The sequence below is a fragment of the Variovorax sp. WDL1 genome (genome assembly GCF_001541225.1).
GTDB lineage: Bacteria > Pseudomonadota > Gammaproteobacteria > Burkholderiales > Burkholderiaceae_C > Variovorax.
Window position 1 is genome coordinate 3211 of record NZ_LMTS01000300.1, and the last position, 12351, is coordinate 15561.

Here is a 12351-nt window from a genome sequence, read left to right on the forward strand (position 1 = left end):
GCGACGGACCCGTTCTCGATCCAGCGACGGCCCTTCTCCATCCAGCCACGGCTCCCCACCACAACATCCCCGCATGCGGGTTTCCGCCAGTACGGCCAACCGCACTCGACCTGTAAATTTCAATCTGTTATAACAAATAACGCGACGGAAATTGTTCCGGAGCGTCACCGCAGGAGACACCGATGTCCATGAAAAGGCGCCACTTCCTCCAGTCCACCGCAGCCGTCGGCGTGCTGGGCCTGCCCGCCGTGCGAGCCGCCCGTGCCCAGGCCGGCCCGGTCCGCATCGGCGTGATGCTGCCGATGAGCGGCATCGGCGCCGAGGCCGGCGCGGCCTGGCTCGCGGGCGCGAAGGTCGCGGCGGAGCAGTGGAACGCGAAGGGCGGCGTGCTCAAGCGCCCCGTCGAGCTGGTCGTACGCGACGACAAGTTCACCAGCGCAGGGGCCGTTGCGGCGGCACGCGAACTGGCCGGCAGCGGGGTCAACCTGTTGATAGGTGGCTCGCAGTCGCCGATGGCGCTGGCCACTGCGCCCATCCTGCCCGAGCTCAAGGCCATGATGGTCGCGCCGTGCCCGACCGTGATGTCGCTCACGCACGAGAACTTCCAGCGCAACTTCTTCCGCCTGTCCTGGAACGCCTATATCGCCTTCGCCGGCATCGGCAACATGCTCACCGACCGCTTCAAGGACGTGCAGAGCTGGTCTTGCATCGTGCCCGACAGCGAGAACGGGCGCGACATGGCGCGCTTCTTCACCATCGGCGTGCAGCGCGCAGCCGCCAAGGCCGGACGCCAGGTCAAGGTGCTGGATCCGGTGTTCGCCAGCCTCAACAAGGCCGACTACAAGGTCGAGATCAACAGCCTCATGAACGCGCCCTCGCAGGGCCTGTTCGTCGGCCTGACCGCCGCGCCCTGCATCAGCCTGCTGCAGCAGGGCCGCGCCGTGGGCATGGACAAGAAGTTCAAGGTGATCGGCGACGCCGGCACCGAGCTGATGATCGCCAAGGCGATGCAGAAGTCCACGCCCGCCAACCTCTGGAGCATCAGCTACTGGGTGCCGGGCACCGACGCAGGCCGGCGCAACCCGCTGAGCACGCCGCTCTACGATGGCTATGTGAAGCTCACCGGCGACAAGAACCCGCCGAGCATCGTGCAGTCCAGCCACCGCTGCGCGCTCGCGCTCTTCAACGCGATCCAGAAGGCGGGCAACACGGAGACCGATGCGGTCATCGCCGCGCTCGAGGGGCTCACCTTCGACACCGCGGTGGGCAGCTACCACGTGCGCAAGGAAGACCACCAGGGCCTGGGCACCGCGTACATCGCGAAGGTGGGCGCACGCGATGCGGAGCCGGGCTACGGCATTCTCGATGCCATCGCCTACAACGAAGCCGACGTGGCCGAACCGCCATCGCCGGGCAAGGCGATCTCGCTGTGAGTGCAAAGGAGATGACCATGACACTCAAGCGCAGAACCCTCGTGCAAGCCGCAGGCGCGGCGACTTTGCTTGGCGCCGCGGGCACCCGCTTCTTCCCCTCGGCACACGCCCAGGGCACCCCCATCCGCGTCGGCGCCATGCTGCCGATGAGCGGCATCGGCGCCGAAGCCGGCGCAGCCTGGCTGAACGGCATCAAGGCCGCGCAACTGCAATGGAACGCCAACGGCGGCCTGCTCGGCCGGCAGATCGAGATCGTGGTGCGCGACGACAAGTTCACCAGCGCCGGCGCGGTCGGTGCGGTGCGCGAGCTGGCGGGCGAGGGCGTCAACCTGTCGATCGGCGCCGGCCAGTCGCCCATGGCCCTGGCCATCGCACCCATCCTGGCCGAGCTCAAGAGCGTGGTGGTGGCGCCCGCGCCGAGCGTGATGTCGGTGACGCACGAGAACTTCAGCCGCAACTTATTCCGCCTCTCGTCCAACGCCCTGATGCTCTATGGCGGCATCGGCAACCTGATGACGAGCAAGTTCAGCGACGTGGAGACCTGGGCCGTGATCGCTCCCGACAGCGAGAACGGCCGTGACGTGGCGCGCTACTTCAAGCACGGCGCGATGGGCGCGGCAGCGAAGGCCGGACGCAAGGTCCAGGTGCTCGAGCCGGTGTTCGCCAGCCTCAACAAGGCCGACTACAAGATCGAGATCAACAACCTGATGAACTCGGGCGCCCAGGGCCTGTTCATCGGCCTCACGGCCGCGCCCTGCGTCAGCCTGCTGCAGCAGGGGCGCGCCGTGGGCATGGACAAGAAGTTCAAGGTGATCGGCGAAGCAGGCACGGAGCTGCTGATCGCCAAGGCGATGCAGAAGTCGACGCCGCAGAACCTGTGGGGCGTGACCTTCTGGGCGCCGGAGCTGGAGCCGTTCAAGAGCCAGTTCCCGGTCAGCAAGCAGCTGAGCGAGTACATCCTCAAGGTGGCCGGCACGCCCCACGTGCCGGGCATCGTGCAGGCTTCGCACCGCTCGGCGCTTGCCATCTTCCACGCGGTGAAGAAGGCCAACTCGACCGAGACGGAGCCGGTGATCCAGGCGCTCGAAGGGCTGCAGTTCGATACGGCCGCGGGGCCGTACCGCATCCGCAAGGAAGACCACCAGGGTGTCGGGTCGTTCTACTTCGCCAAGATCGGCGCCCGCGACACGCCGCCGGGCTATGGCCTGGAACAGGTGGTCCGCCTGGACGAGACCGAGATCGTCGAGCCGCCATCGCCGGGCAGGAAGTACGAGGGCTGAGCGTGATCAATGAACTGATGTTCGCGGTGTTCAATGCCGCGGCGTTCGGCATGGCGATCTTCGTGGTCGCAGCCGGCCTCACGCTCATCTTCGGGCTGATGCGCCTGCTCAACATGGCGCAGGGCGGCTTCTTCATGATCGGCGCCTATACCGCCTACTCGGTGATGGGGCGCGACGTGCAGTCGCTCTGGATGTTCCTGCTCGCCGCGCTGGTGGGCGGGATCGTGGTGGCGCTGCTGGGCCTGCTGACCGACCGGCTCGTGCTGCGCCGGCTGCGCAACGTCGATCCGCACTACGTGCTGATCGCGACCTTCGCGCTCATGATGGTCTGCTCCGGCGTGACCAAGCTGGTGTGGGGCGTCGACTTCTTCTCCGTCAATCCGCCGCCGGGCCTGGACCAGCCGCTCAACCCCTTCGGCATGTTCTTCTCGGCCTACCAGATCTTCGTGATCGCGGCCGGGGTGCTGGTCTACATCGTGCTGGAGGTGGCCATCCACCGCATGTGGTTCGGCAAGCTGATGCAGGCGCTCGCGGCCGACCCGTGGATGGCGGGCGTGCTGGGCCTGAACGTCTCGTTCGGCATCGCGCTGAGCGTGATGGCGAGCTTCTTCCTCGCCGGCCTCGCGGGCGGGCTGCTGCTGCCCAACCAGAGCCTGTCGACGGGGCTGGGCGACTCCTACCTGATGTACGCCTTCTTTGCGGTCATCATCGGCGGGCTCGGCAACATCCGCGGCGCCTTCATCGGCTCGCTGGTGCTGGGCCTGGTGCAGAGCCTCAACACCGTGCTCCTGCCCTCGGTGCCGGGCCTCGCCATCTACGTGGTGCTGGCCGCCTTCCTGCTCTGGAAGCCCAGCGGCCTGTTCCCTGCCGTCGGCGCGCAGGCCGAGTCCGGCAGCGAGGCCCACGGCTCCGGCGCGCTGCACCGCCCGCGCATCCCGCGCGGCGTGTGGCAGGTGCTGGGCGTCGCCACGGTGGGCATGCTCGCAACCCTGCCGCTGTGGGTGAACGCTGGGCCGCTGTACGTGGTCGGGACGGTCCTGGTGCAGGTGATCTTCGCGCTCTCCTGGAACATCCTGTTCGGCTACACCGGCCTCGTGTCCTTCGGGCATGCGGGCTTCTTCGCCATCGGCGCCTACCTCGCCGCGCTGGCGCTGCGGCACATCGCCGGGGTGCCCTTCCTCGGCGTGCTGGCGGCGGCGGCGCTGTTCGGCGCGTGCGCGGCCTGGGTCGTCGGGGTGCTGGCGCTGCGGCGCATGAGCGGCGTGTTCCTCGCTGTGCTCACGGTGGCGCTGGCGGAGGCACTGCGCCTCATCATCGGCTTCTCCACCTTCCTGGGCCGCGAAGACGGCATCACCGACATTCCGCGGCCGGTGCTCGATCTCGGGCTGCTGCAGATCGACCTCACCAGCTCCAGCGCCTACTACTGGTTCCTGCTGGTGGCGACGGTGCTGATCACCGCCTTCCTGTGGTGGCTGCTGCACAGCCGCTTCGGCCGCACGCTGCAGACGGTGCGCCAGGACGCGGAGCGCGCGGCCTTCATGGGCACGCACGTCGCGCGCTACCGGCTCGCGGCCTTCGTCATCTCGGGCGCGGTCGCGGCAGTTGCCGGCGCGCTGTACGCACCCTGGTCGCGCATCGTCACGGTGGAGGAGGTGCACTGGCTGGCCTCGGCCCAGCCGATGCTGAACACGCTGCTGGGTGGGGTCAGCTCCTTCTGGGGGCCGGTGGTCGGTGCAGGGCTGTTCGCCGCCATCACCTATGCCACGCGCACGCTGGTGGGGCTGTCGGAGCTGATCGTCGGCACCGGGCTGCTCGCCATCATCCTGTTGGCGCCCAACGGCGCGGTCGGGCTCTGGCGCAACGTGGAGGAGCGGCTGTGGGGCCGGCGGGCGGCCGTGCCGGTGGGCGATGCGGCGGGTGGGCCGATGGCGCGGGGCGCGCGAGCGCCGGCCGTCGGCAAGCTCGAGACAGGAGGTGCCCGATGAGCGACGAGCTGCTGCGCGTGGACAACGTGCGCAAGAACTACGGCCCGATCGAGGTGCTGCACGGCGTGAGCCTGTCGGCCGTGCGCGGGGAGGTCTTCGCCATCATCGGGCCGAACGGCGCCGGCAAGACCACCATGTTCAAGGTCATGACCGGCGAAGTGCCTTGCGACGGCGGCACCATCCGCTTCGAGGGCAAGGACGTGACCCGGCTTCCGGCGCACGAGCGGGTGCGCCAGGGCTTCGGGCGCACCTTCCAGGTCGCGCGCGTCTTCCACGACTTCACCGTGCTCGACAACGTGATCGCTGCCGTCGAGGCACGCCGCCAGTACCGGGGCGAGCCGCTCGGTGCGCGCTGGCGCTGCGCGCCCTCGTCGGATGTGCGGGCCGAAGCCATGGCGCTGCTGGAGGACGTCAAGCTCCACACGCTGGCGCAGGAGGCGGCGCGCTTCCTGTCGCATGGCGACAAGAAGCGGCTCGAGTTCGTGATCGCCCTGGCCGGCAGGCCGACCATCCTGATGCTCGACGAGCCGACCGCCGGCATGTCGCCCAGCGACCGGGCCGACATCGCGCAGCTCGTCGCGCGCACGCAGAAGGAGCGGGGCATCACGGTGGTCATGACCGAGCACGACATGGACGTGGTGTTCGGGCTGGCCGACCGGATCATGGTCATGAACTACGGCGAGGTGGTGTCGACCGGCACCGTCGAGCAGGTGCGCAGCGATCCGAAAGTGCGCGAGGTCTACCTCGGCAAGGAGATGGTCGGTGCTTGAAGTCCGCGAACTCGACGCCTTCTACGGCGACAGCCACATCCTGCATGGCGCTCAGGTGTCGGTGAAGGCCGGCCAGCGTGTCGCGCTGCTCGGGCGCAACGGCGCGGGCAAGTCGACCCTGCTGAAAAGCGTGATGGACGCGGGGCCGCGCGTGCGCGGCATCCTGCGCTTCGACGGCCGCGACCTGCATGGCGTGCCGACGCACCAGCGCACCCGCATGGGCCTGTCGCTGGTGCCGGAGGACCGCCGCATCTTCACGCACCTCACCGTGGCGGAGAACATCGCCATTGCGCGCTACGGCGCCTCGGCCACGCGGCCCGCGGTTCCCGTGGCGGACATCATCGCCCGCTTCCCGATGCTGGCGCCGCTGCAGCAGCGCTACGGCGGCCAGCTCAGCGGCGGCCAGCAGCAGCTGCTGGCCGTGGCGCGCGCCATGGCCGCAAACCCGACGCTGCTGCTGCTCGACGAACCGACCGAGGGACTCGCGCCGATCATCGTCGAGGAGATGGCGCGCGATGTCGTGCGCACCTGCACCGAAGGCAACGTGGCGCTCCTGCTGTGCGAGCAGAACATCTGGTTCGCGCGCCGCTGCACCCAGTACGTCTACGTGATCGACACCGGCCGGGTGGTGTTCGAGGGCGACTGGGAACACTTCGACCGCCATCCAGAGGTGCAGCAGCGCTATCTCGCGCTCTGAGCCCGAGCGGACTTTTCCAAGCAACCTTCCAGACTTCCCATGGATCTCCAGTACACCCCCGAACAGAACCAGCTGCGCGAAAGCGTCGAGCGCTTCGTGCGCGAGGAATACGACTTCGCGCACCGCCGCAGGCTGGTCGCGAGCGAGCTCGGCCACGACGAGAACTGCTGGCGCAGCTATGCCGACTTCGGCTGGCTGGCCGTGCCCTTCAGCGAAGAGGATGGCGGCATCGGCGGCGACGCGACCGACACCGGCATCGTGATGGAGGGCATCGGCCGCGGGCTGCTCCTGGAGCCCTACCTGGCCAACGTCGTGCTCGCCGGCGGCGTGCTGGCGGCCCTCGGCAGCACCGAGCAGAAGGCCCGATGGCTGCAGCCGATGATGGCCGGCGCGCACAAGCTGGCCCTGGCCTATGCCGAGCCCGAGTCGCGCTACGAGATCGCGCACTGCGCCACCACGGCGCGGCGCGAGGGCCAGGGCTTTCGCATCGACGGAAGAAAGTCGCTGGTGCATGGCGGCGCCACCGCCGACTACTACGTCGTGATCGCCCGGACCTCCGGCCAGGCCTCGGACCGCGCCGGACTGAGCGCGCTGGTGGTCGACGCCAAGGCGCCGGGCCTCGAGGTGCGGCCCTATGCCACGCACGACGGCAGCCGGGCCGCGGACCTGGTGTTCGAGGGCGTTCGCGCCGACGCATCGCACCGGCTGGGCGAGGAGGGCGCGGCGCTGCCCGCCCTCGAGCTCGTGGTCGACCAGGCGATCGCTGCGATCGCCTCCGAAGCCGTGGGGGCGATGGGCACGCTGGTGGAGATGACGCTCGACTACCTGAAGACCCGCCAGCAGTTCGGCCGCCCGATCGGCACCAACCAGGCGCTCCAGCACCGCATGGTCGACATGTACATCGCGCTGGACGAGGCCCGATCGATGGCGCTGTACGGCGCGCTCATGCTGGGCGAGGCCGACGCGGCCGTGCGCCGCAAGGCGCTGTCGGCCACCAAGATCGAGATCGACCGCGCGGCGCGGCGGGTGGGACAGGAGGCGGTGCAGCTGCACGGCGCCATGGGCGTGACCGAGGAGCTCGCGGTAGGCCACTACTTCAAGCGGCTCTCGATGATCGGCGTCAGCTTCGGCGACAGCAGCTGGCACCTGCAGCGCTATGCGCAGGCGGCCTGAGAAGGTCCGACGGCATGGACCTCCATCTTTCCGCGCAGGAGCAGGCATTCGAGGCGGAGGTGCGCGAGTTCATCGCGCGCGAACTGCCGCGTGACATTCGCGAGAAGGTGCGCCTGGACCGGCACCTTGCGCGCGACGACTTCATGCGCTGGCAGCAGATCCTCGGGCGCAAGGGCTGGTTCACCGGCGCATGGCCACGCGAGTTCGGCGGGCATGCGTGGAGCCCGATGCAGACCATCATCTTCAACCGGGTGGCCGGCGAGATGCACTGCCCCGAGCTGCAGGTCTTCGGGCCGGCCATGGTGGGGCCTGTCATCTACACCTTCGGCACGCCCGAGCAGAAGGCCGAGCACCTGCCGGCCATTCGCGACTCTTCGGTGTGGTGGTGCCAGGGCTACTCGGAGCCGGGCGCGGGCTCCGACCTGGCCGCGCTGCAGACGGCGGCCGAGGACGACGGCGACCACTACGTCGTGAACGGCCAGAAGATCTGGACCTCGTACGCGCATCACGCCGACTGGATGTTCTGCCTGGTCCGCACCGGGCGCGAAGGCAAGCGGCAGCAGGGCATCTCCTTCCTGCTCATCGACATGAAGACGCCGGGCGTCGAGGTGCAGCCGATCCGCATGATGGACGGGCGGCACTACCTCAACGCCGTGTTCTTCAACGATGCGCGAGTGCCCAGGCGCAACCTCATCGGCGATGAGGGGCGCGGCTGGACCTACGCGAAGTTCCTGCTGGAGCACGAGCGCGTGGAGAACGCCAACCTGCGCTTCATCACCCAGGAGCTTCAGAAGCTGCACCGCGTGGCGGCGGAAGTGCGCAGCGACGGAAAGCGGCTGGCCGACGATCCCTCCTTCATGGCCGAGGTCGGCGCGGTCGAGGTGCAGTTCAAGGCGCTCGAGATCGGCCTGCTGCGGATGCTGTCGGACATGGATGCAGGCGCGCCGGCGGGGCCGGGCAAGTCGTCCTTCATCAAGATCCGCGGCACCGAGATCGCGCAGCGCATTACCGAGCTGCTGGTGCAGGCCAGCGGCCCCGATGCCTTGCGCTACCAGCCCGGACCGCTCTTCGGCCAGGGCGACGACGGCGCGCCGATCGGGCCTGCGCACGCGCTCGGGCCGGTCGCCACCTACCTGTTCTGCCGCGCCATGACCATCTATGGCGGCAGCACGGAGGTCCAGAAGAACATCATGGCCAAGCACGCACTGGGCTTGTAGAAATGAACGACGACGACATCGACTACCTCCAGGGCGAGCAGCCCCTGCACGACTACCTGCGCGGCCACGCGCGACGCCACCCGGACAAGGCGGCGCTGCTGTGGTACGGCCGCGCCATCAGCTATGCCGAGCTCGACCGCTGGAGCGATGCCTTCGCGCTGGCGCTGCACGAGCGGGGCGTGGCGAAGGGCGACCGGGTGGCGCTCTTCATGCAGAACTGCCCGCAGTACCTGGTCGCGCACTTCGGCATCCAGAAGATCGGTGCCATCGTGAGTCCCTGCAGTCCGATGTTCAAGGCGCACGAGTTCGCCTACCAGGTGGGCGACCTCGGCGCCAAGGCGATCGTGGCGGCCGATCACCTGGTGCCGATCGTCCGGTCGGTGGCCGACCGCGTGCGCGTGCCGCATGTGTTCAGCGTGCGCTATGCGGACTTCCTGCCGGACACGCCGAGCCTGCGCGTCCCGGACGAGGTGGCGCTGCGCGCGCCGCTGCCCGAAGGAACGCTCGACTTCCATGCGATCGTGACCCGCACTGGCGACGTGAGCGCGCCGGCGGTGCAGCTGTCGATGGACGACGTGTCGCTGATGACCTACACCTCCGGCACCACCGGCATGCCGAAGGGGGCCATGCTCAGCTACCGCAACGCGCTCTACAAGACGGCGGTCGGGCAGGACATGTTCCGCATCCGCGCCGACGACGTGATGCTGGCCGTGGCACCGCTCTATCACATCGCCGGCATGATCTGCGGCGTCACCATGCTCGCCTACACCGGCGCAACGGTGGTGCTGCTCAACCGGATGGACCCGCTGGCCGTGCTGCAGGCGATCGAGCGGCACCGCGTGACCTGGTGGTACGCGATGGCGCCGATGCTGGTGTCGGCCATGAACGAGCCGGGGGCCGAGCGCTTCGACCTGTCGTCGCTGCACACCACCATGGCCACCAGCTTCGGCATCAAGCTCACGGAGGAACTGGCCCGGCGCTGGAGCGCCTTCGCCAACGACTGCCTGGTCTACGAGGCGGGCTACGGGCTCTCCGAGACCCATACCAACGACGTGCTCATGCCGCGCGATGCCGTGCGCTGGGGCACCAACGGCGTTCCGGGCCGCGGGGTGGAGCTGAAGATCCTCGACCTCGAAGGCCGCGAGCTGCCGCCCGGCGAGAGCGGCGAGATCGCGGTGCGCAGCCGTGGCGTGTTCCACGGGTACTGGAACCGGCCCGATGCGACGGCCGAAGTGCTGCGCGAGGGATGGGTCCACACCGGGGACATCGGCAAGCTGGACGACCAGGGTTACCTCACCTTCATCGGCCGCGTGAAGGAGATGATCAAGGTGTCGGGCTACAGCGTCTTCCCCGAGGAGGTCGAGTCCATCCTGATCCTGCACCCCGGCGTGCGGCAGGTCGCCGTGATCGGCGTGCCCGATGCCGACAAGGGCGAGGTGATCAAGGCCTTCGTCGTGCCGCAGGCGAAGGGCATCGACGCCGAGGAGCTGCTGCGCTGGGCGCGTGACAACATGTCCCACTACAAGGTGCCCCGCCAGCTGGAGTTCCGCGACTCCCTGCCGGCCAGCGGCACGGGGAAGGTGCTGCGCCGCTTGCTGAAGGAGTCCGTCCGCTGAAGAAGCGAAGGCGGCGGCGGGGATTGGTGATTCCCCTCAAGAGTGAGGGCGCACACAGGAGAGCCAACGCACTACACTGGCTCGATGTCCACTTGGCTGACCTCGACTCTTCAGAGCGAGCGTTGGGCGATAGGCGACCAGACATGGTCGCGCAATCCGACAACGGGTGGCTTTGAGCTGATCGACTACAAAGGATGGGGCGCGCCCCCGCCGGTGTGCGACCCTCTCGACCTGGCACCCCTGGTGGGTGCCCGCGTGAGTGTCGACGGGGCCGATCGGGCCGGCATGCCTGTCGCCCTCTATCCCGGGGCCTTCAAATTCTCTCCCGTGACGGGCAAGGCGCTGCCCGCGCCATCCGTTGCCCGCCGGGACACCTGGCTGCCGCCCTTCGGCGACGGCAGTCCGGCAGAGGATTCGCCGCAGGGGCTGCGCCTGACGGCCGTGCCCCTGGCGCTGCGCTCGACGCTGACCATCGAGTCCCTGCCGGACCGCCAGCTGGCGGCACCTCCGACGGGCCACTATCAATTTCTCGTCAGCGCGTGCCAGACCTGCGATGCCCGGTTGCTCGCCCTGGAGTCTTCGCGCGGAAGCATCCACCACTGGCTGCCGCACTCGGAGCGCTGGCTGGAACTCCGTCCGGCCGGCGCGCAGGCCTTGGGCGGGAGCGCTCTCGGCGAGCAGGCCTGGGGCCTGGCGGTGCACGACCCGCAAGGCGCCAGCAGGATCTTCATGCCGACCGACGACGGCCTGGCCATCGTTTCCATCAACCTGATCGCCGGGACCTTCGAGGCGCACGTCGTCGGCTCACGCTGCCTGGGCGCGCCGATCCTGTGGCAGGGCAGGGTGTACGTGCCCATGCTGCAGGAAGACGGCAAGGCCGGTGTCCATGGCCTGGATCCGGCAGGCACTGCGCTTCGCCGCGTCGAGGGCCCGGCGCTCGATCCCGCGCGGGCCGCATGGGTCCGCCCGCTGGCCGATCGCCGCCAGATCATCTGGATGTCGGCGGCGGGCCAGCTGGTCGTCAAGCCCGGCGGCGGCGGCGCGCTCGAGGCATCCGTGCTGCCCTGGCCGCCCGGCGTCGTGCCGAGCTTCGAGCTGGGCAGCCCCTACCTGTCCCGCAGCGGCCACCTCTGGCAGCAGTGCGCGCTGCAGGACGAGGGCCAAGGGAGCGAAGAGGGGCAGCGCTTCGCCTTCGTTCAACTGGGGCTCGGCGAGCCGGAGACCCGGCGGGCCAGCTCGCCCCGGCTCAGCACTGGCGCCGCGTGCTTCCAGCTCGATGCGCGCCTGCGGATCGCGCCATGGTTCGATGCCGACGACTGCATGGATTCCGATGCCGGCGAAGTGATCATCCCCTTGCTGGAATCGACTTCGGCATCGACCGTGCTGTGCGCGCGCGTGGCGAGCACCGTACCGGTCGACAGCCTCTTCGCGTCGAGCGAACCCCACAGCGCCACCTTCGAGCTGCATGGCGAGGACACCGTGCAGTTCTGGGTCGCCCGCCTGCCGCGGCCCTGGGCGACGCAAGCCTTCGTCTATTCGGGCCACCTGTATCTCTATCACCCGGACAGGCCGCGATTGCCGGGCTGGCGGATCGACCCGTGAGCGGGTGCTTGACCTTTCTCGACCATGGCGAACCTGGCGGAAATGGACCTGGCGTTTTCGCAGCCTTGCAAGCGCTGTACGCAGCTGCTGCATGGGCGCGTCAAATTCTGTCCGTATTGCGGCGGCGAGAACGAGGCGCCCCGGTGGGGCGACGAGGCGGCGAACACGGCTTTCGGGCCCGGGCGCGCGGTCCCCGAGTCAACCGAGCCGGCACCGTCGCCGGTGGACGATCTGCCCATCGTGCCGCGCCACGAAGCGCGCGAGACGACCGATCGTCCCGTCGTCCTCGAGGGCGGCAACGAAGCGCGGGAGGAGGTCGACCTCGACATCACCCACATCGTCCCCGCCGCCTTCGAGTGGCCCGAAGAGCTGCCGGTCGGGAGCACGACGGCGCAGCCGCAAGCCCTGGCGCCGCGCCGCGGTCCGATACTGAAATACGCCGCGATCGGCGTGGCGATGACGGTGTCCGTGCTCGCCCTGGTGCTGGTCTACGTCCGTTCCAGCCCCCAGCGCGAGGCGCCCAGCTCGGAAGCGCCGATGGCGCAGCCGCTGCCGGCGCGGGGCACGCCGGGCGCCGG

The 12351-nt window shown here is 69.1% G+C and carries 9 protein-coding genes and 1 pseudogene; all 10 read left to right on the forward strand.

All coding sequences use genetic code 11. From position 1 onward, the window contains the following. Positions 1-182: 182 nt before the first annotated feature. Positions 183-1433 carry an ABC transporter substrate-binding protein gene (locus APY03_RS35570; protein ID WP_083944792.1) on the forward strand — a complete coding sequence of 417 codons (1251 nt, stop codon included), beginning with the start codon at positions 183-185 and terminating at the stop codon, positions 1431-1433. 17 nt (positions 1434-1450) lie between these two features. Continuing rightward, positions 1451-2713 (forward strand): ABC transporter substrate-binding protein, encoded by a 1263-nt coding sequence (locus APY03_RS35575; RefSeq protein ID WP_068684871.1) that lies wholly within the window; start codon positions 1451-1453, stop codon positions 2711-2713. Between the two features lie 2 nt (positions 2714-2715). Beyond that, entirely contained in the window at positions 2716-4698 is a 1983-nt protein-coding gene (locus APY03_RS42975) for an ABC transporter permease (RefSeq protein ID WP_068684873.1), read from the forward strand. Further along, positions 4695-5468 (forward strand): ABC transporter ATP-binding protein, encoded by a 774-nt coding sequence (locus tag APY03_RS35585; protein WP_068684875.1) that lies wholly within the window; start codon positions 4695-4697, stop codon positions 5466-5468. The genes APY03_RS42975 and APY03_RS35585 overlap by 4 nt, the downstream gene beginning before the upstream one ends. Continuing rightward, positions 5461-6165 (forward strand): ABC transporter ATP-binding protein, encoded by a 705-nt coding sequence (locus APY03_RS35590; RefSeq protein WP_068684877.1) that lies wholly within the window; start codon positions 5461-5463, stop codon positions 6163-6165. The genes APY03_RS35585 and APY03_RS35590 overlap by 8 nt, the downstream gene beginning before the upstream one ends. Before the next feature lie 39 nt (positions 6166-6204). Beyond that, positions 6205-7338: an acyl-CoA dehydrogenase family protein gene (locus APY03_RS35595; protein ID WP_068684879.1), complete on the forward strand. Its 1134-nt coding sequence runs from the start codon at positions 6205-6207 to the stop codon at positions 7336-7338. 14 nt (positions 7339-7352) lie between these two features. Then, the gene (locus APY03_RS35600; protein ID WP_068684881.1) at positions 7353-8555 is read left to right on the forward strand and encodes an acyl-CoA dehydrogenase family protein; all 1203 of its coding nucleotides are present in this window, start codon (positions 7353-7355) and stop codon (positions 8553-8555) included. Between the two features lie 2 nt (positions 8556-8557). Further along, positions 8558-10171, forward strand: a complete 1614-nt coding sequence (locus tag APY03_RS35605; protein WP_068684883.1) for an AMP-binding protein — start codon at positions 8558-8560, stop codon at positions 10169-10171. An 84-nt stretch (positions 10172-10255) separates the two neighbouring features. Next, positions 10256-11773, forward strand: coding sequence for a hypothetical protein (locus APY03_RS35610; protein WP_068684885.1), 1518 nt, complete (start codon positions 10256-10258; stop codon positions 11771-11773). Between the two features lie 24 nt (positions 11774-11797). After that, positions 11798-12351, forward strand: a pseudogene (locus APY03_RS42980) (hypothetical protein); the annotation flags it as partial.

Bases quoted from the DNA above. Each gene is read 5' to 3' on its own strand.
- APY03_RS35570 (WP_083944792.1), top strand. From the start codon at position 183: ATGTCCATGAAAAGGCGCCACTTCCTCCAGTCCACCGCAGCCGTCGGC.
- APY03_RS35605 (WP_068684883.1), top strand. From the start codon at position 8,558: ATGAACGACGACGACATCGACTACCTCCAGGGCGAGCAGCCCCTGCAC.
- APY03_RS35585 (WP_068684875.1), top strand. From the start codon at position 4,695: ATGAGCGACGAGCTGCTGCGCGTGGACAACGTGCGCAAGAACTACGGC.
- APY03_RS35610 (WP_068684885.1), top strand. From the start codon at position 10,256: ATGTCCACTTGGCTGACCTCGACTCTTCAGAGCGAGCGTTGGGCGATA.
- APY03_RS35600 (WP_068684881.1), top strand. From the start codon at position 7,353: ATGGACCTCCATCTTTCCGCGCAGGAGCAGGCATTCGAGGCGGAGGTG.
- APY03_RS35575 (WP_068684871.1), top strand. From the start codon at position 1,451: ATGACACTCAAGCGCAGAACCCTCGTGCAAGCCGCAGGCGCGGCGACT.
- APY03_RS35595 (WP_068684879.1), top strand. From the start codon at position 6,205: ATGGATCTCCAGTACACCCCCGAACAGAACCAGCTGCGCGAAAGCGTC.